The organism is Nostoc sp. NZL (assembly GCF_015714705.1).
In the GTDB taxonomy this organism is placed as follows: Bacteria; Cyanobacteriota; Cyanobacteriia; order Cyanobacteriales; family Nostocaceae; genus Nostoc; species Nostoc foliaceum_A.
Genome location: NZ_WBKL01000045.1, coordinates 21,230 through 42,467 on the forward strand (window position 1 = coordinate 21,230; position 21,238 = coordinate 42,467).

Here is a 21,238-nt window from a genome sequence, read left to right on the forward strand (position 1 = left end):
ATAATTCCTCAATAAACAGCTTCCCTCCGCTGGTATTACCCAGACTCAGGTGTTAAGGGTGTGATCTCAGCCTGGTTATGTAGGCACCCCTAGCATGGATGTAGTGTATCACCTTCGTTATATCTGGGAGCAAGGGTGTTTACAATTTATGCTGTTTTTTCGGAGTCTGGCGTAGGCGCAGCCCGTCGTAGACATCGCTGTTTCTGTTGAATAATGCCTAATCTATATACTGGTGAAATTCTTTCATCGCAATCTGCCTTTGCTTTACTATCTATGAAAGGGATTATTGAGAAACTTTTATAGCAAATGTTCATTCATCCAACAACAGCGATCGCACTCTCACACCCTTAAATCAAAAGCTTTTAACTATGGGTATTGTGGAGCGATCGCCTTTACTTTGTGCGTTGGCTCATCCACTGCTGAGTTGCGCGAATTGTACCTGAGTAAAAGAAACCTCTCCCTGGTTTTACTACGCAAAACCGTCCCTCTGCGACGGGCGAGAGGGACAGACTTGAACGAAAGTTCAAGGCAGGGAGAAGTTTGGTTTGTCAAACTCACATTACTGTTAGCTGAGTAAATCTGTTTCAGCGAGTAGGCACACCTACTTTCGCGTGTTTGTTAACGTAGTCCACAAATAATTGCTTCAGTCGGGGACTAACGCCAGCGTGTTCAAAGAATCCAAAACCCAGATTTCTAGCTTTTGCTAAGGTTTCTTCTGGTGTTAATCCTTCCTGGATAGCGATACTTAAAAGCGCAATTCCAGTCGATCGCATCCCGGCTGCACAATGCACAACTGCTGGTTTAGGAATTTGTTCTAGTATCGTGAGGATTTTGGTAATGGCCTCTTCATTCAAATTTTTTAAATCCACCTTGAGTGGAACATTCGTATAATGCAACCCCAATGATTCCGCTACTTTTTGTTCATTTTGGGAAAATCCTAACTCATCAGGCGATCGCAGATTTAAAACGGACTTAAAACCTTCTTGGATAGCTTGCTCAAGCTGCTTTGGGATAACTTGTCCTGTTGTTGTCAGGTTTTCGTTAATCTGTATGGCGTTGATCACATTCACTCCTTTTGACTTTCTAATGGCTTCCAGCTTGATAGATACTTGAATCAGCAAGCTTTGGGAAGATATTCAATTAAACACGGCAAAATTAGCTAAATATCAAATGATATTGCTTGATTACTTCAAAATATGACTCTTGAAGTTGGTTATTTTATTGCTTTATTTATAATATCCGGTTTGTCGATAGAGTTTGTGCTGTTTAAAACATATTATACGTTTTCTCGATATTTTTACAGTAATTTATACTTTGGGGGTTATACTATTAAGCAAGTTGGGTGAGCAATTGGCTCAAAATTTTCGCAACATAGTATAATTGTATACAATAAAATTTGCCCAAATTATTATCAATAGTAGTAAATCAGTACTAACAACTTTAGCGAAAGTTCACATAGATTAAGCACTAATGATACTTAATCAACCATGCAAGAAATTTTAGGCTTTAAGCATCAGTAATTTTTCTTATTTATTAGAGTGAACCAGGACATAAATATTGAATACAATCCTCAACCCTCTTTTAACAGTGGTTCTCCCCAAACTGCCACTGCGGCTGTAATTGCTAGCGTTACCGCAGGGAGTCACAATGTTCAGGAAATCAGACGGCAAATTGTCCAGCGAGTTGTAACTCAATTACAAACTGCTAATATTCAGTAAAGCATTGAGAATTTAGCTAGTGGATCTGTTGCGATGTCTTCTCTACGAGACGCTACGCGAACGACGGGCTACGCCACGCAACTAAAATTTCTTATAACATACCAAAAACTCAAACAGGCATGTAATCTGGATGCTAGTTTTGAATCTATGAGCACTAACGAAATATCTCTTAGACCTGCCCAGGAAACAGATGCGTGGGTACTGAGTGCAATTCATATTGCTGCTATTAAAGCTCTGCCTGCAACTTTTTACACCAGAAAAGAACTTTTAGCTTGGCGTAATAACCGCGACAAACCTGATGGTTCAAATATCTTAAAGAATATGAAAGTGGAAACTTTCTGGGTTGCGATCGAAGGAGATATTGTTATAGGTTTTGCTCGTTTTATTGTTGATGAACTCATCGGGCTGTATGTCCATCCTAAATATCAAGGTAAAGGGATCGGGCGTGCTTTAGTTCAACATTTTTGCAATGAAGCAACTGAGCAAGGTATAGATAAGGTAATTACAACTGCTAGCCTTTATGCTGAAGGGTTTTATTTACGACTGGGATTTACTGCCATCCAAAGAGCACCTCATTATTTAAGAAGTGGGGTAGTTGTTCCAGTTACTAAAATGAGTAAAACATTAACTAACGCACCGAAATAAATTTGACAGGGTAAAGATTTTCAATAAATTTAAAAATACTCTGGTATCAAGATTATTTTCCTCAAGTTACAACCGCTTTTTCCACATAACCTATGATGTAAGTAAGTACTTGCCAGCATAAATGAATAAAACCATCCGTTCATCAACTCTAACCCGTACACGTTTGATAGAAGCCGCCTCGCAGGTATTTGCCAGTTTAGGTGTTCAAGGAGCAACTACCCGTGAAATAGCTCGTATTGCTGGTGTGAATGAGGTGACTTTATTTCGCCACTTTGCTAGCAAAGAACAACTTCTGGGAGCAGTAATCAAAAATGCCTTGGCACTCCAGACAGAAGCCCTTGCACACACCCAAGCGTGGACGCAGGATTTAAAAATTGATTTAATACAGTATGCCCACCTTTACAATACTATGCTTGAGGCACAGGAAGACTTAATTCGTACCTTCATTGGAGAAGCAAAACGTCATCCTGAGGCAGCAAAACAAGTGATTCAAGAAGCTGCCAAACCCTTAAGAGAAAAACTAGTAGCTTACCTGCAATCGAGCCAGAGACAAGGCACTGTCAGAGCAGACCTTGATCCATTTCCAGCAGTCGATATGTTTACAGGAATGCTGTTAGCTGGAATGCTATGCCGCAGTGCAAAATTCAATCAGGGCAGCTATAGCTGTGAGGATTATATCGAAACCTGTGTAGATATTTTTGTGCGCGGTATCAGTGCTACTCCCAGCTCTCAATTTAGTGTTCTTGTCCCGTCGGTCGAATAAGGATTTCGTTGACACTAACGCGCGATGGCTGGGTAACGGCATAAACGATGTCTACGACGGGCTACGCCTACGCAGCAGGTGTTTCGTTAATCAGAAATGTTCTAGATGAATTGAAAAATTCAGAGACATCGACTTCTCAATCAGCAAGACTGGCTTTTCTACTTGTCATATATTTGGTAGAGTACCTAGATACTCTTAACTCCAGACTCCTTCGACTATATCAACGATAGCTTTCAATAAAATCCGGTAAATTGATGGAGTTACTGTATTTATGCTAGTTAGCAAACTATCATAGACAACTCCAAGAAGCAAGCTCTAGAGGTTTTCGTATAAGCAATGACTCAAAAAGCTGCCTTATCTCGATTTGCATTAGCATTTGTTGCAGGCTTTGTATCTGTTTTGCTATTTCACCAAGGTATGTTGGCGCTGCTACATGCAGTGAATTTCACGCCTCGCGCCCCCTATCCAACTGCACCGACACCACCATTCGGAATCCCGCAAATTTGGTCAAGCGCATTCTGGGGAGGGGTTTGGGGACTGATTTGGGTGGCATTCGCGCCTCGTTTTCGACATTATAAAAGCTATTGGTTAGCTGCATTGGTATTTGGTGCAATTTTCCCGACAGTAGTGGCTTGGTTTGTAGTCGCACCACTCAAGGGTCAGCCCATCGCTGGAGGCTGGAAACTTGTGGGAATAGTCACAGGTTTATTGGTTAATGGTGCTTGGGGTGTTGGAACCGCCGGGTTGCTGAAATTATTCTCTAGAAGGCAATTATTCAACAGCTAGACTTATTAGCAAGTAGTCCCGCGTAAAATTTATCGTTGGGATGAGACAGGAGGGAAGAGGGTTTTAGCCTAGTTTATCTTTCTTTACATAGTTTGGTTTTATTATGCCAACTTAACTTAGCTCAGAAAATAACGATAATATTATTTGAGTTATTCTGTAACTTAAATATAAAAAGGTTTGATCAAAATGGATTCTTTCGGTATTTACACACTTGCTAATGATGTGGTGTTTGACCAACTAGTAGCTTTGCTAAACAGCATTGAGGTAAATGTTAGCGCAGATATTCCTATTTGTATTATTCCCTATGATGAGCGGTTAGACCTAGTTAGGCAAGAAGTTAGTGCTCGAAAGAATGTAATCCTGTTTGATAATTGGGACGTAATTCAACGCTGGGAAGAATTTGCTCATCAGGTTTGGGCTGCTCATCCCAGAGAAAAAGATAAAAAATTATCACGTCCTAGTTGGTACAAAAGTCATTTACAAAGAAAGTTTGTTGCCTTTGAGGGTATTTTTGATAAATTTGTATTTTATGACGGTGATAGTTTGGCAATGAAGCCAGTCAATAATGTAATTGACAAGCTAGAAACATACGATTTTATTTTTGATGATTGGGAACACCTTAAGGATAGACCTGTTGCAGCGTTGAATATTTCCGTTATAGAAAAAACTGGACTATATACAGAAGCAGATATACGTCCTAAGCTGCATTGTTCTAGCTTTTTTGGATCTAAACGGGGATTATTTACTGTTAAGGAAATTGAAATAATGAAGGAGCGATTAATTACCCATAGGGAAGTTGAATGGATTAATGGACATGGATGGTGGGATGATGCTTTTTTGTTTAATTATATGACTTTGTGCTGCGATCGCCCGCTTTTTAACTTTACACTTAGCCCCAATGGCAAAGATAGAACAGGCAACTGTGCCAATGCAGATCCTTTCGTCAATATTAATAATGTTCTTTATAATCAAGATGGCTTAAAACCAGTTCACCGCATCCATTATATGAGTTATTCTTCTCGTGATTTTGCTTACTTATGCCAAGGAAAAGATATTAATATCTGTTATGCAAATGAGTTTTTACACTATCGCTTTCTCAAACAGCCAGAACAAAAGCCAAAACAGCTAAGACCACTTAGTATGATTGCAAAAACTAATAATTTTCTCAACAGAACAATGAATAAAATTCAAAGAGCTATCCGCTAAATATAGCTTTATTGGCGATAGATTAAATTAACAATTGATTAAACTTTCTATTTTGTATATTTTATAGATTAATATGTAATATGCCTAAAATTACTGTTTGCGTTCCTACTTTTAATCGTGTTAATCTCCTTCCTTATGCCATAGAGAGTGTACTCAATCAGTCTGAGCAAGATTTTGAACTAATTGTTTGTGATGACGGTTCTAGCGATGGTACACCTGAGTTGATGTCACAGTACACAGACCAACGCATTAAATATATCCGTCATTTGCAAAATATTGGTAAAAGTAATAATATGCGCTCTGGCTTTGATGCTGCCAGTGGCAAATATTTTATTAAATTTGATGATGATGATCGGTTAACACCAGATTTTCTCGCAAGTACCGCAGCTATTCTTACTCAAGACTCTAGCATTGATTTTGTTGGCACAGACCATTGGATAATTGATATTAACAATGTGCGAGATGAGGTAAAAACTCAAGAAAATTCTCATCGCTGGGGTAGGAAGAATTTACCAGCAGGTGTTGTAGATAATTTGTTGGAAGTTGTATTTATTCAACAAAGCTTTCAAATTGGAGCAACATTATTTCGCCGTAAAGCATTGCAAGAATTAGGATATATGCAGCCAAATCTGCAAAATTGTGAGGACAATGATTTATTTGTGCGTCTGGCCTTGGCTGGCAAAAATGGCTATTACTTACCAGAATTATTGATGGAATATCGCTCACATGCAGAACAGCAAGGTATCAATCGAGCTATTCCTTATTTATTTGATAAAATCCGATATTTAGAAAGTTATAAATTTGAATCTGAAAAAATAGAAACAATCAGAAAAAATCGTCTAACTGAAACGCAGTTATTATTAGGTTTACGTTTAATTGAAAAAGGTGAAACGCATAGAGGCAGAGAGCTAGTTTTGGCAGGACAGTCTTTTTCAACTATTAAAGCTTGGACTGGTTTAGGATTATCATTGTTACCAGTTGGGTGGCGAGGTAAGGCGTTTAATGCACTGCGACAGGTGCGGGGTTAAGCTATAGGAATGTGTTAGTGCAGCCCACCGCAGGCATCGTTTTTTATATCCTAGTAGATAATGTCTCACACAAAAGCGCAAAGAAAATTATCTATTTTACACTGCGTTAACATACTTTACTAAATTAATCTCAGTCAATTATTTTCCTGACCACTGATCAACTATTTCAAGCATTTTTTCACTACTTATGGCTTTAATCATCTTTTTACCATGTGGTATTTTAATCCTTTCTACTATATCATTCAAGGATTTAAACTGTTGATCATTTCGTTCATTTTCTACTATTTCTGCTATCTGAGAAGCTTTTTTCTGATTAAAACCAGCATTACGTAATTTGGAAGCAATTTCAACTGGACTAAACGTTTTAAAAACTTCTATCAGTTCAGTCTTATCAGCCATTTGCTTTTTAATATCTTTGACTTCATTTTCTAACTTTGCATTAGTAGTTGCTTGCTCAAATAGTTGCTTAGTTATTTTTTCAAAACGTGACTCCAAATTGATTAAAAACTGTTCAATATCTTTTGATTCCAATGCTACTTTTTCTGAAAAATCAGCTTTTGACTGTCTAAATAATTCAACTTGCTTTTTTAAAGTCTCCTCATTTTCAGACTCAATAATAAATACCCCAATCATTTCAGCTTTACGAGGATCTATTTCTCTTGCCCTAGTAGCAGCGTGATACTCAAAATGTCCATCAACGACCTCAAAGGAATCGATGCCTGAACGACGAATAATTATAGGGTTAATAACTCCCGCCGCTTCTAGAATAAGATTTGCTGCTTGTTCTAGCTGATCATCTATAAAACTTGATCGAGCTACAGTAGAAGTAATTTTTTTAATAGCAACTAGTGATGTAGATAATTTCATTAAGTCAACCCTATCTTTTGTAAAACTTCTATTGCCAATAATTCAAATTCTTGTGCAGCAGTTGAATCGGGCTTAAAATCAAGCACAGAAATTGGATCAGCTACTTCCATATCTCCTATAATCAGAAACTTTTCAGCGCATTTTGCTAAGTCATCTCTGTCATAAATCACTGTATTCATGACCTCGAAATCATATCGTTTTGGAATAGCTTCTAATCTTTTAGGTAAAGTATGTTTTACAAATTGATTGTTAGTAGATATTTTACAAGCAAGTACACCTAAAATTTCAAGTTGAGGCTTTCTTATTTGTTTTCTAAATCCATTTATTTTTTTGATAAATTCCCTAACATTTATTAGTCCTTGATTAGCAAATGGTTTTAGATCGGAAGGAATAATAAGGTAGTCAGCAGTAATTAGAGCAATCCTAGCATACAGATTTAATGAAGGTGGGGTATCAATCAATACTACATCATATTGTTCTGCTACTGCACTGAGTTTTTGAGCAAGCATCATCTTACTGTCTTCTTGCTGAATTAACTCATTTTCATAATTCATTAAACTAATATGAGAAGGAACAACACTAATTTCTGGATTTGTGAATTGAGATTTTCTAGCGACTTCCTCTATAGGATAAAAATCTTCTGATTGCAAAATATGACGAATATTAGAATCTTTGATATCATCGAATTCTTCATCATCAAATTTGACTAAACCTGTAGCAAATGTTGTATTTGCTTGACTGTCAAGATCAATTACCAAAACTTTTTTACCTTTTTTTCTAATAGCAGCAGCTAAATTAACTACAGTAGTTGTCTTACCTACGCCGCCTTTATTATGGTAAATCGCAATTGTTTTCATTATATGTTGCCTCTTCCTCTTAGTTTCAAAAATCAATTTTTCTTCAGTTATTTGAACTTCTGGTTTATCTATTAACTGTCCTTCTTTCAAACTCTCTCTACCAATTACACCTTTAATCTTTTCTAATTTCGGCTCGACTTCTTTCCCAGAGCATTGAAATACTAATTTAATATCAGTCTGTAATTTTTCATAAATTCTAATCTCTTTGCCATTGGTCAATAATCCATACCTGACATTCAAGCTGGTTAAATAATGCCTGAGTCGGGGGACATGATTATTTAAGTTTTGTTTGGGATGCTTTGCCTCCATAACGACACTCAACGGCGAGTTAGCATCTAAGACAAAGGGAATCACTTGTGCGGCAAATGCTAAGAAATCTAAGCGGATGCTACCAACGGCAACTTCTTGATGCCAGGTGTCAGGAGTATAACCTAGCTGCGGTAGCAAATATTGCACTATGAGTTTGCTTTCAACTTCGCTTTCGTTACGGCATAGCTCAGGATTAAAAGGCAATATTTTTCTACCTCAAAATAATTATTGGACTTGGGATAAAACCTGATATTTGCTAGATTATCACATAGCCTTAATTGTATTGAGTGATATAAATCACTTAGAAAGATATAAATAATTATCATATTCTGAGAGCTAGCCATATTCAAAAGAAACAGGCTACGTATGTATTTCCCCATTACCTTTATAAATGGATAGAATCAAAGTGTTTACCTATTTGCGCTAAAAGTTTTGGCTACTGTATCTTGTCCCCACTGCCATCAACTCGTTGATAGACAAGCTATTAGTTGTCCCTATTGCCGGACGACACTCAAAGCTTACGGTCATCCCGGTATTCCATTGCACCGCGCCACTGGGGACGGGTATCTGTGCGACACCTGCACTTATCACGCTGATGATACTTGCAATTTTCCCCAGCGTCCCTATGCCAAAGACTGTACCCTCTACCAAAATATTGAAGAGACAAAGTTAGATTTGCAACAGCAGCGTTACACTAACAGTTTTGCGGTAACTGTGAAAACTTGGGTAAAACGCAATCAGAGTTTACTGTTGATATTAGGTTTATTATTGGTTTGTTTATTGTTTGTTGTATTAAGGTCTTGATTTGTGTTGACTGGGAATTGGGGAATATAGCGCTTATCGGATGAGTCCAATACAGACCTAACCCCCAGCCCCAGTCCTCGCAACTCCAATACATCTATATAATAGTAAAATAGTCACTATGAGCGATCGCTATATTTTGAAACGTATATATACATACAGACAGGAAATCATAAAAGAAAATAAAGAAACCTGTCTTTCGCCTCACCAAATAATAAGATACTAATAGTAGTAGCATATACAGAAAATCAATTTGTAGCCCCATAAAACTCATATTTGAGTGCATCTGAGTACAGCTTAATATATTGCAAAATATCTTGACGAAATCTTAAGTAAAAGCTTACAGGTAAAGTTTCTTGTAGCGAGCACAGAAATTCTTAACCCCTGCCCCCAAAATACTAGCACCCCTATCCTTAAACACTAGCGCCCCTACCCCAAGAGAAATTTTAAGTTTATCTTGAGTGGGGGTTTCGGCGTTTGAGTACAACCTTAATAAATCCAATAAATCCAATCAGCATTGGGTTTTATATCCAGTTGGAAGTCGCCTGATATAAGCATAAAAATAGCACATGGCTCTTTCTACCAGATAGACATTACCGATGCAACAGTCTTTAGACAGTATTAGCGATCCCCCAACTACTAAAACGCAGGATTCTGCACATACATCCATGCTGAAAAATTTACTCTCTGGCGTTTTTTTTGAGCCATTATTGAGTGATTTTCGCATTATTTTTGAGCGCGATCCAGCAGCACGGAATTGGCTAGAGGTGGTGTTTTGCTATCCAGGATTGCACGCACTCTGTTTGCATCGTCTTGCTCACTGGTTACATGGTCGAGGAGTCGGTTTTATCCCCCGGTTTATTTCCCACTTGGGACGATTTTTGACGGGAATTGAAATTCACCCAGGTGCAGAGATTGGTCAGGGTGTGTTTATCGACCACGGAATGGGTGTTGTCATTGGCGAAACTGCGATCGTCGGCGACTACACACTGATTTACCAGGGCGTTACCCTTGGCGGAACTGGTAAAGAAACTGGTAAGCGTCATCCCACAGTGGGTAAAAATGCAGTGATTGGGGCGGGTGCGAAAGTTTTGGGTAATCTGCAAATTGGCGATCGCGTCCGTATTGGCGCAGGTTCCATTGTCTTGCGCGATATCCCCAACGATTGCACAGTTGTGGGAGTTCCCGGTCGAATTATTTCTCGGAATCAAAACGCCAGCCTTTCTCCTTTAGAACATGGAAAGCTACCCGATGTGGAAGCAACCGTGATTCGTTCTTTGCTCTCGCGCATTGAGCAACTCGAAAAACAACTGCAAACTTTAAGACAAGAGTTAGGAGTTAAGAGTTAGTAATTATTCTCCCTCATCTCCCTTATCCTCCTCATCTACCTCACTCCCCCCACTGCCAAAATGAGAAAATTAAACGCCTCACAACTTAATTCCGATCCTTTAGGCGATCAAGTTTTGCAGATTCCTTTGAGCGATCGCTGGCGAATCCATCACCGATTGCAAGAGTTAAAAATTCAGAGTTCCTGTCCCCCCGATGGTTCTTTACGAGTGCAAGTGAACAATTTGGTAGAAGCGATTTTAATTCGCAGTACTGTTATGCAATTTCTTGCTTCTCGTCATGAATTATTAGAGTGGTTAGAGCGTTGCTGGGATTACAGTGATGAGTCATGAGTCTTTCAAAAATATCTAATTCAGACACGATTAATCTTGAATTCATGACGCAATGACTGCACTTCATCCTTTTTGTTCATAGATGCACAAAGCTCGAATAGGTTTAGAAGTTGAAGTTACTGTAAGCTAGCAGAATTTGTTGCAGACTGAGGGAGATTAACCGAGTTTTAGATTTTATCCAGTCTACTAAATCTGAAATTTCCCTGACATATAGCAACAATTAAAAAGGCGAAATTACCAAACCAGACTGGGGATTTCTGATTTTTAATTTTTTCCCAAATTAAGAAATTGAAAGTTCAATCAATTATGGCGACTCGTAACAGAGATATAAAACTCCTCACTTTTTTGCACAACGAACTTGAACTTTCAAATGCCGATATTGCTGTAGCTCTGCGACACCGTGAATTAGAAAATGGCCCGTTACCGATGCTCCTCTGGCAGTATGGTTTAGTTGACTTGGAGCAGCTAGGAAAGATTTTTGATTGGCTAGCAGAACAAAGTTAGCTAATTTGAACCCTTTAACTTGAAGTACCATTACCTGCCTAAATTACACACCAATGCTCTAGAAAATTTGAGGTTACTAAGATGATTACATCATTAATTGCTGGATTCTGTGTTTTACTTTGTTCAGGGTTCGCTAATAGTTATATTAGTTCATTGCTACTCGAACAAATTTCACCTGACATCGGTAAAAACGATTAGTAAATTATACATGGTTTTAGTTCCCTGCCATACAGATGTGATGCTGCTAATAGGTCAATAATTAAGGATCATGTATCCTACATTATGAATTGTGATATTTTTAGCATTTACCATCGCGGGGAATTGTAGAGAGAAAGGATATTAAGAATACTTCCAAGAGAGGGATATTTGCAATGAATCAAATCATAATTAATGACACTACATTACGTGATGGTGAACAAGCAGCAGGTGTTGCTTTTAACCTAGAAGAAAAAGTAGCGATCGCTAAATTTCTCGATGCCATTGGTATTCCCGAATTAGAAGTTGGTATACCGGCAATGGGTGAAGAAGAAACCCGTGCGATCGCAGCAATTTCTGATTTAGGTTTACAAGCAAAACTCCTGGGCTGGAACCGTGCTGTCATCTCAGATATTAAGGCTTCTATCGCTTGCGGTCTGAACCGGGTGCATATTGCCATTCCCGTTTCTGGTATCCAAATAGCCGCCAAATTCCACGGTCAATGGCGAGTAAGTTTGCAAAAACTCAAAGACTGTATCAGCTTCGCTGTCGATCAAGGTCTTTGGGTAGCAGTCGGCGGAGAAGATTCTTCCAGAGCCGATGAAAACTTCCTCTTAGATGTAGCGCTTTATGCTCAAGAATGGGGTGCATCCCGGTTCCGCTTCTGCGACACCGTAGGAGTTCTCGACCCTTTCACCACCTATACCAAGGTTAAACGGCTGGTTTCAGCTTTGATGATTCCCCTAGAAATCCACACCCACAATGATTTTGGTCTGGCAACTGCCAACGCTCTTGCGGGTATCAAAGCCGGAGCCTTATCAGTGAATACCACAGTCAACGGATTAGGTGAAAGGGCGGGAAATGCAGCTTTAGAAGAAGTTGTCATGGCGATCAAACGCATCTACGGCGTTGATTTAGGCATCGACACTCCCAGTTTGCTGGAACTGTCTCAACTAGTTGCAGCCGCATCAGGAGCTAGCGTACCACCTTGGAAAGCGATCGTTGGCGAAAATACCTTTGCTCACGAATCTGGCATCCATGCTCACGGGGTACTACAAAACCCTATTACCTATGAACCATTTGCTCCCGAAGAGGTGGGTTGGGAACGGCGTTTAGTATTAGGCAAACATTCTGGACGGCATTTGGTTTCAAACTTGCTAGAACAGCATGGAATTTTCTTGAACTCCCAAGAAACCCAATCTGTTTTAGACGCAGTGCGCCATCAATCGGTACAGAAAAAACGCAGCCTGACGACAGAAGAACTATTGAATTTGGTCAGAGAACAGAGGTACTCTCATGCAACGCGATGAATTAGAACTAAACTTGCCACCTGCTTTTGAAATTGGTGAAAAAGTCAGAGTTCGGAAACTGCTCAAAAACGATGGTACCTTTCCTGGTAAAGAAGTCGGGCAAGTTTTAGTGAACAAAGGAGATATCGGCTACATAGCCAGTATAGGAACATATTTGCAGACTTCCTATATCTATGCTGTGCATTTCTTGGAAACAGGATTCGTCGTCGGCTGTAAGAAAAAAGAACTAGAATCTGTTGAGGAATCTCATGAAAGTAATGCTACGCATGAATGATGCCGGTACTTTAGTAGTTTACGTTGCTAAAAAAGACCTTGAAGAAGAAGTAGTCAAACAAACCGATGGAAATGATGGCAAGATTCTTACCCTAGCAAATGGTTGGGAATTGGAATTTCGTGATTTGCCAGACACAGCAAATTTACCCCAAACAGTAGAAGCTAAACGCCTCGCTTAAAAACAGTTAGGAGTTAAGAGTTATGAGTTATGAGTTATAAGCTTTAACTCCTAATTCCTCACTCCTAACTCCTCACTTTTAACTCCTCACTCCCTACTCCTAACTTTTTATCAATCATGGGTAACAAGTATTTGACGTTATCAGAATTGAATCTTGAGGGACAGTTACTAGGTTTTGTTGGTGGTGAACCAGGAAAATATAAATACTTGCAATTAGCAGTTCCATCTGGAAATGTAGAAATTAAACTGCCTAAAGAATTGCGCCGTTTACTAAGTTCATCCTTAGTTCCTGGCCAGAAAATTCGCGTTTGTGGTCATAGTAAGCTAGACTCGCGTACAAGTAAAATAAAAATTAAAGCCTATCGAGTGACACCAATTGATGCGTGTCCAAATCAAGAATTACCGCCTCAAATCAAAGCGAGGATTATGGTATGTCAAAAGTCTGGTTGCCTGAAACGTGGTGGTAAAGGGTTATTATCAGATTTAGAAAAAACTTTGTGCGATCGCGGTTTACTAGACAAAGTTACTATTGAACATACTGGTTGTCAAAAATGCTGTGGCAGCGCCCCCAACTGTGTTTTACACCTTGGGAAAAAGAAATACAAGAATATTCATCCTGATGCGATCGCAACTTTGCTAGAAAGTCACTTAACTTCAGAGTAATAAGCTTCTCTAGCTATTCTTAAAATAATACACAACTTTGTAGGGGTAAAAATTTTACCCCTGTTTTTGTTGGTATAGTATAGCACCCTTGTCAAACTGCGATCGGCTAACTTATAACTGCTGCAACATTAGTAATACCGAATACAAACAGAACTTATAAAAAGTTCCAGTAGTCTTGTTCAAGCTGGACTAAAACTATAGTTATTGTATATACATTTTCTGCAAATACCTTAAATAGCTAAAAATCAATGTCCTTGTTTAGCAACTTACTGAACCTACATTCAGCAAGCAAGCCGCTTGAAGATTTTTTTACTGAGATTGTTGCTTATTTTCTGTCCCTGAATAATGATATTCTACTTGGTTGGCTAAAACATCACTCAATTATTAATGATGATAATTATTCCAGCATCAAGATTTCAACTCAACAAGAACACAAAAAACTTGAAAGGCATACTGAAGATAGTAGATTGGATATTGTAGTTGAACTATCAGATGGTTTAAATACAGATGTAATATTTATTGAATCAAAAGTTGGTTCTCGTGATGATAAAAATGTGTTAGAAAAATATGCTGAAATTTTGAGTAATTTACCAAATGTTAGACATCGAATTTTAGTCTACATTACTCGTGATTATGATCCAAAAAAAGAAATTAAAACTCCAGCATTTAATTTAGAGCCAAAAGTAAGTTTTTATCAATTGAGGTGGCATCAATTTTATGCCAGTTTACAACAACACGGGGCTGATATCTTAGCACAAGAAATATTAAGTTTTATGAGGAGAAATGGAATGTCTACCACTAATCAATTTTCATCGGTTGATTTATTGACAATGGTGAATTACAACAAAACTCTCAATCTCATGGAATCAACTCTCAGTGAAGAAGTACAGCAGGAATTCAAGCTAGCTTTTGGAGGTGTTATCAACGGTGCAGCAAGTAGGACTCAATGGAAATGGGACGAGAGATATATTATCTACACCCACCTTTCTCCCTTAAAATGGGACTTCTGGTGTGGTGTTGGATACTTCGATTTAAATCCAAGTAATTTAACTGATTATCCATATTTAGGTATATTTTTGCAGGTTTCTCATAGGTTTGGACAACGCCCAAAAATTATTGAATCTATGCAAAAAATAATTAACGATAAACCAAATCTATGGATTCCTAGTAATTTAAAAGTTTTACCAGCATGGTCAGGTATATTTTATCGCAAAAGCTTACAAGAGTTTTTATCTGAAAAAGACCAGTTATCTGCTATTAAATTATTTTTCCAAGAGTCAATAAAGGAATTAAAAACGGTTCAGGAACAATATTTTGATTTTCCTTGGAAGGGTGTAAGTATAGAAGCAACTACAGAAGGTGATAAAGAAGAATACCCAGACACTTCATTATCTTCTATCGCATCACTTTAATCACCTACAGTTATATTAAGATAAAAATAACTCTGCATTCTCATAGTTGTTATGAGCCTTACCACTGCTAAACGCTTTACTATAGCTGAATATCACCGTCTAGCTGAACTCGGCTTCTTTGAGGAGAATGACCGAGTTGAGCTAATTAAGGGTGAAATAATCCAGATGGCAGCAAAAGGTACACCGCACTCTGTTTGCAGCACCCGCTTATATCGGGAGTTGTTCAAGCTGGTTCTAGAAGAGGCGGTTCTTCGAGGACAAGAACCAATTATTATACCTGATGACAGCGAACCAGAACCCGATCTAGTCATTGTGCGAAATCGTCCTGATGACTATTTAGAAGCTCATCCTAGCCCCTCTGATGTATTATTGGTAATTGAAATTTCTAATTCCACTTTGAAATATCACCAAGATGTAAAATTATCTGTTTATGCAGAAGCTGGTATTCCCGACTATTGGATATTTAATTTACTAGATAACTATCTAGAATCTTACAGTGAACCTTATAAAGATTTGCAAGGTAAATTTGGTTATCGTCGTAAGTTAATTTTTCTGCCTAATGAGTCAGTTAATTTGCCATATTTTTCTGATTTAGTTCTGGATTTATCTAAGGTGTTTCCAGTTAATGTATAAAAGGCTATGTCTAATGACAAGTCACTGTGCGTCTACGCTGGACACCAATTTAAATCAATCCTTCCAATGCGTGTTGCAAATCATTTGTCACATCAGCAACAGCTTGTCTAGCACCCAAACGATTTTCCTTATACGCCGGGTAACGCTCAGAAATAGATATAGGTTCACCCACAGTAATTTTTACTTTTTGCTTACCCAATTGCGGACGCTGTAAACGTTTATCGCCTTTTATTTTAGCAATCATTTGCCATAAAATTAAAGTTGTCTCAGCAAACCTTTCTACCGTTGGATTTTCCCGAATATAATTACCAGAAACTGCCACAAAACTTTCTACTAACCGCATGTGCCACATCCGGGCATTCGCTTCTTCTGCAACGCGATCGCCTAAAGCTCTTTCAACAGCAGATACCCCTTTTACATCCTTAAATTCTTCTCTAAATATATAATTCCACCCCGCTTGTTCTACCCTCCGGCAACGGTCACTTAAACTACCTTTTGACTGCAAATTAAAATACTGTTCTGATATTTGTAGTGCAGCATTTAACAAAGCTTGTAAACGAACTGCTAATGCTTCATTTCTATCTTCAATTCCTTCTACTGCTGTTTTGGCATCTGCTAGCTTTAGATGATAAAATCGCGTGTAAAATTTTTCCATCAACGAAAGTAAATGTTCTGCCAAGGTTAATAACCGGGGATAAAGCGACTCTATAGAAGCATGTTCTGATGGATTCACAGGTAAACCACTAGCCGCTTCCAATTCACTTAAAAGATTAGCGATCACACCCCAAGGAGCATCAACGTAACTATATTTAATCCCAACTGGTACAATTAGAACCTGTTCGGGGCGTTCAGCTTTGTGCAAATCTTCAGCACACCAGAACCCTAATTGGGCAATACCGGGTTCTAAGGGGCTAATATTCTCCGATAAACCATTAGTTGCACCCTCTGGCGCAGCAGCCATCGGGAATTTCCCATTGGCGAACAAGTCACGCGCCGAACGTAACCCCGTCCAGTCAGCCTTACCTCGCTGAATCGGAGTACCACCTAAATGAGAAGCAATCCAGCCAACATGGGAACCTGCCCATAGAGGAATGCCGCGATCGTAGATAAAATGAGCGTGAATGGGATGTTGTAGTGTTGTACCTTGCGATCGCGCTACCTTTGGTACAAGTTGAGACAACAAATAGGCCAAACAAAACGGATCGTCTGTTTTCGGATGGCGAAATGCCAGCATAAAACGGATCTTACCCTCCTGAAACTGGCGATAGAGATCCACCAGAACCTCTACGTTGTCTGCTTCAATTTGGGTAATAGATGTTTGCCAGTTTATCCAACTGGGTAGCAACAGATGGACGAATCGTAGAAATAAGGGGTTAAACGCCGGAGGAATAAATTCTAAGGGTGCCTGTGCTTGATAAATTACATCTGCCAAGGTAGTTTTCTCCTAAAGTTGCGATCAAAAAAGGCGGAAGGCTATAAGTAAAAATGAAAAAGAAATAACGCTGTGTACTTTGTACTTCATCCTTAATACTTCATACTTTAGTTGACATAGAAATTAGTGATTCTGGAAAGGCTATAAACGATGCGACTTTCACAAATGTTATTCGTTACACTCCGGGATGATCCAGCTGATGCTGAGATTCCTAGTCATAAATTATTACTCCGTGCAGGTTACATTCGTCGCATCGGTAGTGGTATCTATGCTTATTTGCCTTTGATGTGGCGAGTACTGCAAAAAGTTTCCCAGATTGTGCGGGAAGAAATGAACGCTACAGGCGCACAAGAATGTCTTTTGCCACAATTACAACCGGCTGATTTATGGAAGGAATCGGGACGCTGGGACACTTACACCAAAGCCGAGGGGATCATGTTTTCCCTAATTGACCGCCGTGAGCAACAATTAGGATTAGGCCCAACTCATGAAGAAGTAATCACAGCGATCGCTCGTGATATGATTCGCTCTTATCGCCAACTACCCCTGCATCTCTACCAAATTCAAACCAAATTCCGCGATGAAATTCGTCCCCGCTTTGGTTTGATGCGCGGACGAGAATTTATCATGAAGGACGGCTACTCTTTCCATACCGATGAAGCCAGTCTCAAAGAAACTTACCAGGATATGTATAAAGCGTATAGCAATATGCTGCGACGTTCTGGTTTAGCTTTTCGGGCAGTAGAGGCTGATTCTGGTGCAATTGGTGGTTCTGGTTCCACAGAATTTATGGTACTAGCGGAAGCTGGTGAAGATGAAGTTCTCTACACTGAGGATGGTAAATACGCCGCTAACGTAGAAAAGGCTGTTTCTTTACCAATTGATGCCGAAACCTCACGGTTTACAACCTACGAGAAACGCGATACACCTGGAACAGAAACGATTGAAAAGGTGTGTCAACTCCTCAACTGTTCTCCCACTCAATTGGTGAAAAACGTCCTTTATCAAACCGTTTATGATAATGGTATAACGGTGTTAGTTCTGGTGAGCATCCGAGGCGATCAGGAAGTTAATGAAGTCAAATTGCAAAATGAATTGACCAAATTAGCTTCTGAATATGGGGCTAAAACTATTATTAGTTTGAATGTACCAAATGTAGAAGCCCAACAAGCATGGACAGCTAAATCTCTCCCTTTAGGCTACATTGCGCCAGACATCGCAGATGAGTATATTACCGCCAACAAACAGATCAATCCCAAGTTTTTGCGCTTGGTGGATCAAACAGGGGTTGATTTAAAAAACTTTGTTACAGGCGCGAATGAAACTGATTATCACGTAGTTGGTGCTAATTGGGGTGAGCAATTTCCACTACCAAGCGGTGTAGTAGATATACGAAAGGCAAGACCAGGCGATCGCGCCATCCATAACCCAGAACAAACCTTACAAAGCGCCCGTGGAATTGAAGCAGGTCACATCTTCCAATTAGGCACTAAATATTCCCAAGCGATGGGAGCAACTTATACCAATGAACAGGGTGAAGAAAAGCCACTATTTATGGGTTGTTTTGGCGTAGGTGTATCACGACTAGCCCAAGCTGCCGTAGAGCAATCTTACGATAAAGATGGGATTATTTGGCCAGTTGCGATCGCACCTTATCACGCGATCGTCACAATTCCCAACATTAAAGATGCTCAACAAATCGAAATCGCCCAAAAACTTTACACAGAACTCAATCAAGCGGGAATTGAAACCCTACTCGATGACCGCGATGAACGAGCTGGAGTGAAATTTAAAGATGCTGACTTAATTGGCATCCCTTACAGAATTGTAACCGGGCGGGCGATCGCTAATGGCAAAGTCGAAGTTGTGGAAAGAGCGACCCGCAAATCTCAAGAAATTGTCATTGAAGAAGTGACAACTACACTCAAACAGTGGATTACTGCCGCCAGTCAGGTAAAAAATTAAACGCTTAACCTACGCAGAGGACTCAATACTTTACTTTGCGTTCCTCTGCGTTTTACTCAGCGTTCCTCTGCGTTGTAAATTTAATCTTCAATCATCTCCAAAAAGAATGAGATTTACATAATTTGGTAGGTGACGGATTAGAAATAGAAATCCTAAAATTGAATTAGGGACTTGCAGAATTGAAAGGCATAAAGTCTCCTCCAGGTAGTGGGAAACTCTTCAGTTATAAGTATCGTCCTTAACCAGGCTGCTCCTCACATAACTACCATATCAGCCCTAGTCAGGAAGGTTTTGAACATGAAAGACCAACAAGGATCTAATCGTATTTCTTCAGGCGTAATTGCAGCCGTCTCAGCGGCGGTTGTAGCGGTGGGTGGCGGTGTGGCTTGGTTTACTTCACAATCCAGCAATACTCCCACACCGTCAAACCCCTCTGGGCGAATCGTTCAACCAGCACAGCCATCAACTAGGCAGCCAAGTAATGAGCAAACCCCTAACGTTTATTGGCTAAGACCAAAAGATAAAAGTGTTGTTTTGGTTCCCCAGCGTCTGAAAGTAGCTTCTATAAGACCCAATCAGCCTTTAGAATCAGCTTTTCAAAGTTTGTTAGCAGGCCCAACAGAAGGAACAGATTCAACAACCATCCCCAAAGGAACCAAGCTATTGGGACTGAAGACAGAAAATGACGAAGTTCACGTTAATTTATCCGAAGATTTTACCAGCGGTGGTGGTAGCACCTCAATGATGGGCCGCGTGGGACAAGTTGTTTATACTGCGACAACTTTAAATCCCAAAGCCAAAGTGTACATTGATGTGAACGGCAAACCGTTAGATGTTTTAGGCGGTGAAGGTGTAGAGTTACAACAACCGCTAACTCGTGAAAGCTTTCAGAAAAACTATCCGCTTTAAAAAAGTTAGGAGTTACAAGTTAGGAGTGAGGAGTTTTCACTCATAACTCATAACTCATAACTCATAACTCTCTTACAATTACCGTTTGCTATTTAAAACACGAAAATTACGGGCTTGTTCTTCTAACCTTGTGGCGAGGCGATCGCAAACCCGATTACATAAATCAAAAATCATTTGATCTTCCACCCGGTAATAGGCGCAAGTTCCTTCACTGCGGCGGCTAAGAATACCCGCTTGCCACATTACCTTCAGGTGTTTCGATACATTTGCCTGAGAAGTCTGTGTTGCCTCTACCAACTCTTGCACGCATTTCTCTTCATCCCGTAATAAGTGTAGCAGCCGCAGGCGCATTGGCTCACTTAACAGGCTGAAGTATTCAGCTACTTGTTGCACCACTTCTGGTGGTAAAGGCAACGTTTGTTTCATCAGGATTGACCCACAAGGACTGAAAATTTTAACGATGACTCATTTGGGATGACTCATTTGATATATAGATTAATACTTAATCAGGGTTAATTCGCATCAAAGGTTGACCATATTCTACTGGGTCACCATTTTGGAGGAGAATTTCCATCACCTGTCCAGAGACTTCGGCTTCGATTTCATTCATCAGCTTCATGGCCTCAATAATACAGACTGTTTGACCCTTGCGGACGCGATCGCCCACTTCCACAAATGCCGCTTCCCCCGGTGCAGGAGCGCGATAAAATGTTCCCACCATTGGGGAAGGCACTTCTAATAATCTCTGGTCAATAGTTAAGGGGGCATTTACTGACAACTGTAATTGTGTGCTAGTTCCAGTATTCTCAAACACCCGAGATGTGGATACCTCCGTTACCTGACTCGCGTTCACCTGGTTTCCCCCAGATGAACCCGATGTCAAGCCAGAACCTACCACACCGCCGAAGGTCGCTTGACCTACCGACAACATCTGATTGCTGACGCTCACAGCCTTACGGACTGTTAGTTCAAAATCATCGCTTTTGAGCGTGACTTCTGCAATATCTGTTTGTGCGATAGTTGCCAGTAGTTGGCGAATTTCATTAAAGTCCAATGGCACAGTTTTTATTACCTCGACCTATCTGTAAATTAGCATCTTAAGTGT

At 39.6% G+C, this 21,238-nt stretch carries 25 protein-coding genes and 1 riboswitch; of the genes, 19 read left to right on the plus strand and 6 right to left on the minus strand.

The window, feature by feature from the left end; all coding sequences use genetic code 11:
- Nucleotides 1–4: 4 nt before the first annotated feature.
- Nucleotides 5–101: riboswitch (TPP riboswitch) on the minus strand.
- Nucleotides 102–286: 185 nt separating this feature from the next.
- Nucleotides 287–577, plus strand: a complete 291-nt coding sequence (locus F8R90_RS06280; protein WP_196510037.1) for a hypothetical protein — start codon at nt 287–289, stop codon at nt 575–577.
- A 7-nt stretch (nt 578–584) separates the two neighbouring features.
- Here the strand turns inward: F8R90_RS06280 and F8R90_RS06285 are convergent, their stop codons facing one another.
- On the minus strand, nt 585–1,064 hold the full coding sequence (locus F8R90_RS06285; protein ID WP_196510038.1) for a beta-lactamase hydrolase domain-containing protein: 480 nt from the start codon (nt 1,062–1,064) through the stop codon (nt 585–587).
- Between the two features lie 474 nt (nt 1,065–1,538).
- Between F8R90_RS06285 and F8R90_RS06290 the strand changes: the two genes are divergently transcribed.
- The 6 genes from F8R90_RS06290 to F8R90_RS06315 all read left to right on the plus strand — a co-directional run bounded on the left by F8R90_RS06290 (nt 1,539) and on the right by F8R90_RS06315 (nt 6,146).
- Entirely contained in the window at nt 1,539–1,718 is a 180-nt protein-coding gene (locus tag F8R90_RS06290) for a hypothetical protein (protein ID WP_196510039.1), read from the plus strand.
- A gap of 33 nt (nt 1,719–1,751) precedes the next feature.
- The gene (locus F8R90_RS06295; RefSeq protein WP_230966150.1) at nt 1,752–2,363 is read left to right on the plus strand and encodes a GNAT family N-acetyltransferase; all 612 of its coding nucleotides are present in this window, start codon (nt 1,752–1,754) and stop codon (nt 2,361–2,363) included.
- 121 nt (nt 2,364–2,484) lie between these two features.
- Nucleotides 2,485–3,126, plus strand: coding sequence for a TetR/AcrR family transcriptional regulator (locus F8R90_RS06300; RefSeq protein ID WP_196510041.1), 642 nt, complete (start codon nt 2,485–2,487; stop codon nt 3,124–3,126).
- A 336-nt stretch (nt 3,127–3,462) separates the two neighbouring features.
- The gene (locus F8R90_RS06305) at nt 3,463–3,912 is read left to right on the plus strand and encodes a hypothetical protein (protein ID WP_196510042.1); all 450 of its coding nucleotides are present in this window, start codon (nt 3,463–3,465) and stop codon (nt 3,910–3,912) included.
- Nucleotides 3,913–4,098: 186 nt separating this feature from the next.
- Nucleotides 4,099–5,118, plus strand: coding sequence for an Npun_R2821/Npun_R2822 family protein (locus tag F8R90_RS06310; protein WP_196510043.1), 1,020 nt, complete (start codon nt 4,099–4,101; stop codon nt 5,116–5,118).
- Between the two features lie 80 nt (nt 5,119–5,198).
- A complete protein-coding gene (locus F8R90_RS06315; RefSeq protein WP_196510044.1) occupies nt 5,199–6,146 on the plus strand; it encodes a glycosyltransferase family 2 protein in 948 nt (315 codons plus the stop codon).
- A gap of 138 nt (nt 6,147–6,284) precedes the next feature.
- On the opposite strand, the gene F8R90_RS06320 is transcribed toward F8R90_RS06315, so the two are convergent.
- Entirely contained in the window at nt 6,285–7,013 is a 729-nt protein-coding gene (locus F8R90_RS06320) for a hypothetical protein (protein WP_196510045.1), read from the minus strand.
- Nucleotides 7,013–8,383, minus strand: coding sequence for an AAA family ATPase (locus F8R90_RS06325; RefSeq protein ID WP_196510046.1), 1,371 nt, complete (start codon nt 8,381–8,383; stop codon nt 7,013–7,015). Before F8R90_RS06325 ends, F8R90_RS06320 begins: the two co-directional genes overlap by 1 nt.
- A gap of 228 nt (nt 8,384–8,611) precedes the next feature.
- Here F8R90_RS06325 and F8R90_RS06330 point away from each other — a divergent pair, with 228 nt between their 5' ends.
- From F8R90_RS06330 to F8R90_RS06375, 10 genes are all read left to right on the plus strand, one after another.
- A complete protein-coding gene (locus tag F8R90_RS06330) occupies nt 8,612–8,983 on the plus strand; it encodes a zinc ribbon domain-containing protein (RefSeq protein ID WP_196510047.1) in 372 nt (123 codons plus the stop codon).
- A 596-nt stretch (nt 8,984–9,579) separates the two neighbouring features.
- Entirely contained in the window at nt 9,580–10,329 is a 750-nt protein-coding gene (gene cysE / locus F8R90_RS06335; RefSeq protein ID WP_196510048.1) for a serine O-acetyltransferase, read from the plus strand.
- Between the two features lie 60 nt (nt 10,330–10,389).
- Nucleotides 10,390–10,659 carry an Asr1405/Asl0597 family protein gene (locus F8R90_RS06340; protein ID WP_196510049.1) on the plus strand — a complete coding sequence of 90 codons (270 nt, stop codon included), beginning with the start codon at nt 10,390–10,392 and terminating at the stop codon, nt 10,657–10,659.
- A 306-nt stretch (nt 10,660–10,965) separates the two neighbouring features.
- Nucleotides 10,966–11,163, plus strand: a complete 198-nt coding sequence (locus F8R90_RS06345) for a DUF2949 domain-containing protein (protein ID WP_190732974.1) — start codon at nt 10,966–10,968, stop codon at nt 11,161–11,163.
- A gap of 371 nt (nt 11,164–11,534) precedes the next feature.
- Nucleotides 11,535–12,668 (plus strand): homocitrate synthase, encoded by a 1,134-nt coding sequence (gene nifV, locus F8R90_RS06350; protein WP_196510050.1) that lies wholly within the window; start codon nt 11,535–11,537, stop codon nt 12,666–12,668.
- A complete protein-coding gene (locus tag F8R90_RS06355; RefSeq protein ID WP_012407236.1) occupies nt 12,655–12,942 on the plus strand; it encodes a nitrogen fixation protein NifZ in 288 nt (95 codons plus the stop codon). The genes nifV and F8R90_RS06355 overlap by 14 nt, the downstream gene beginning before the upstream one ends.
- A complete protein-coding gene (gene nifT / locus F8R90_RS06360) occupies nt 12,917–13,120 on the plus strand; it encodes a putative nitrogen fixation protein NifT (RefSeq protein ID WP_114083693.1) in 204 nt (67 codons plus the stop codon). Before F8R90_RS06355 ends, nifT begins: the two co-directional genes overlap by 26 nt.
- A 116-nt stretch (nt 13,121–13,236) precedes the next feature.
- Entirely contained in the window at nt 13,237–13,782 is a 546-nt protein-coding gene (locus F8R90_RS06365) for a (2Fe-2S) ferredoxin domain-containing protein (RefSeq protein ID WP_196510051.1), read from the plus strand.
- 248 nt (nt 13,783–14,030) lie between these two features.
- The gene (locus F8R90_RS06370; RefSeq protein WP_230966151.1) at nt 14,031–15,194 is read left to right on the plus strand and encodes a PD-(D/E)XK nuclease family protein; all 1,164 of its coding nucleotides are present in this window, start codon (nt 14,031–14,033) and stop codon (nt 15,192–15,194) included.
- A 51-nt stretch (nt 15,195–15,245) separates the two neighbouring features.
- Nucleotides 15,246–15,827, plus strand: coding sequence for a Uma2 family endonuclease (locus F8R90_RS06375; protein WP_196510053.1), 582 nt, complete (start codon nt 15,246–15,248; stop codon nt 15,825–15,827).
- Between the two features lie 49 nt (nt 15,828–15,876).
- On the opposite strand, the gene F8R90_RS06380 is transcribed toward F8R90_RS06375, so the two are convergent.
- The gene (locus tag F8R90_RS06380) at nt 15,877–17,259 is read right to left on the minus strand and encodes a 1-acyl-sn-glycerol-3-phosphate acyltransferase (protein WP_196510054.1); all 1,383 of its coding nucleotides are present in this window, start codon (nt 17,257–17,259) and stop codon (nt 15,877–15,879) included.
- Between the two features lie 150 nt (nt 17,260–17,409).
- On the opposite strand from F8R90_RS06380, the gene F8R90_RS06385 reads away from it, so the two are divergent.
- Nucleotides 17,410–19,224, plus strand: coding sequence for a proline--tRNA ligase (locus tag F8R90_RS06385; protein ID WP_196510055.1), 1,815 nt, complete (start codon nt 17,410–17,412; stop codon nt 19,222–19,224).
- A gap of 297 nt (nt 19,225–19,521) precedes the next feature.
- Entirely contained in the window at nt 19,522–20,133 is a 612-nt protein-coding gene (locus tag F8R90_RS06390) for a GerMN domain-containing protein (RefSeq protein WP_196510056.1), read from the plus strand.
- A 78-nt stretch (nt 20,134–20,211) separates the two neighbouring features.
- Here F8R90_RS06390 and F8R90_RS06395 read toward each other — a convergent pair whose 3' ends face one another.
- The gene (locus tag F8R90_RS06395; protein WP_190893788.1) at nt 20,212–20,559 is read right to left on the minus strand and encodes an ArsR/SmtB family transcription factor; all 348 of its coding nucleotides are present in this window, start codon (nt 20,557–20,559) and stop codon (nt 20,212–20,214) included.
- A 76-nt stretch (nt 20,560–20,635) separates the two neighbouring features.
- Complete coding sequence (gene accB, locus F8R90_RS06400; protein WP_190893789.1) at nt 20,636–21,193, minus strand: acetyl-CoA carboxylase biotin carboxyl carrier protein; 558 nt, start codon at nt 21,191–21,193, stop codon at nt 20,636–20,638.
- Nucleotides 21,194–21,238 lie beyond the last annotated feature (45 nt).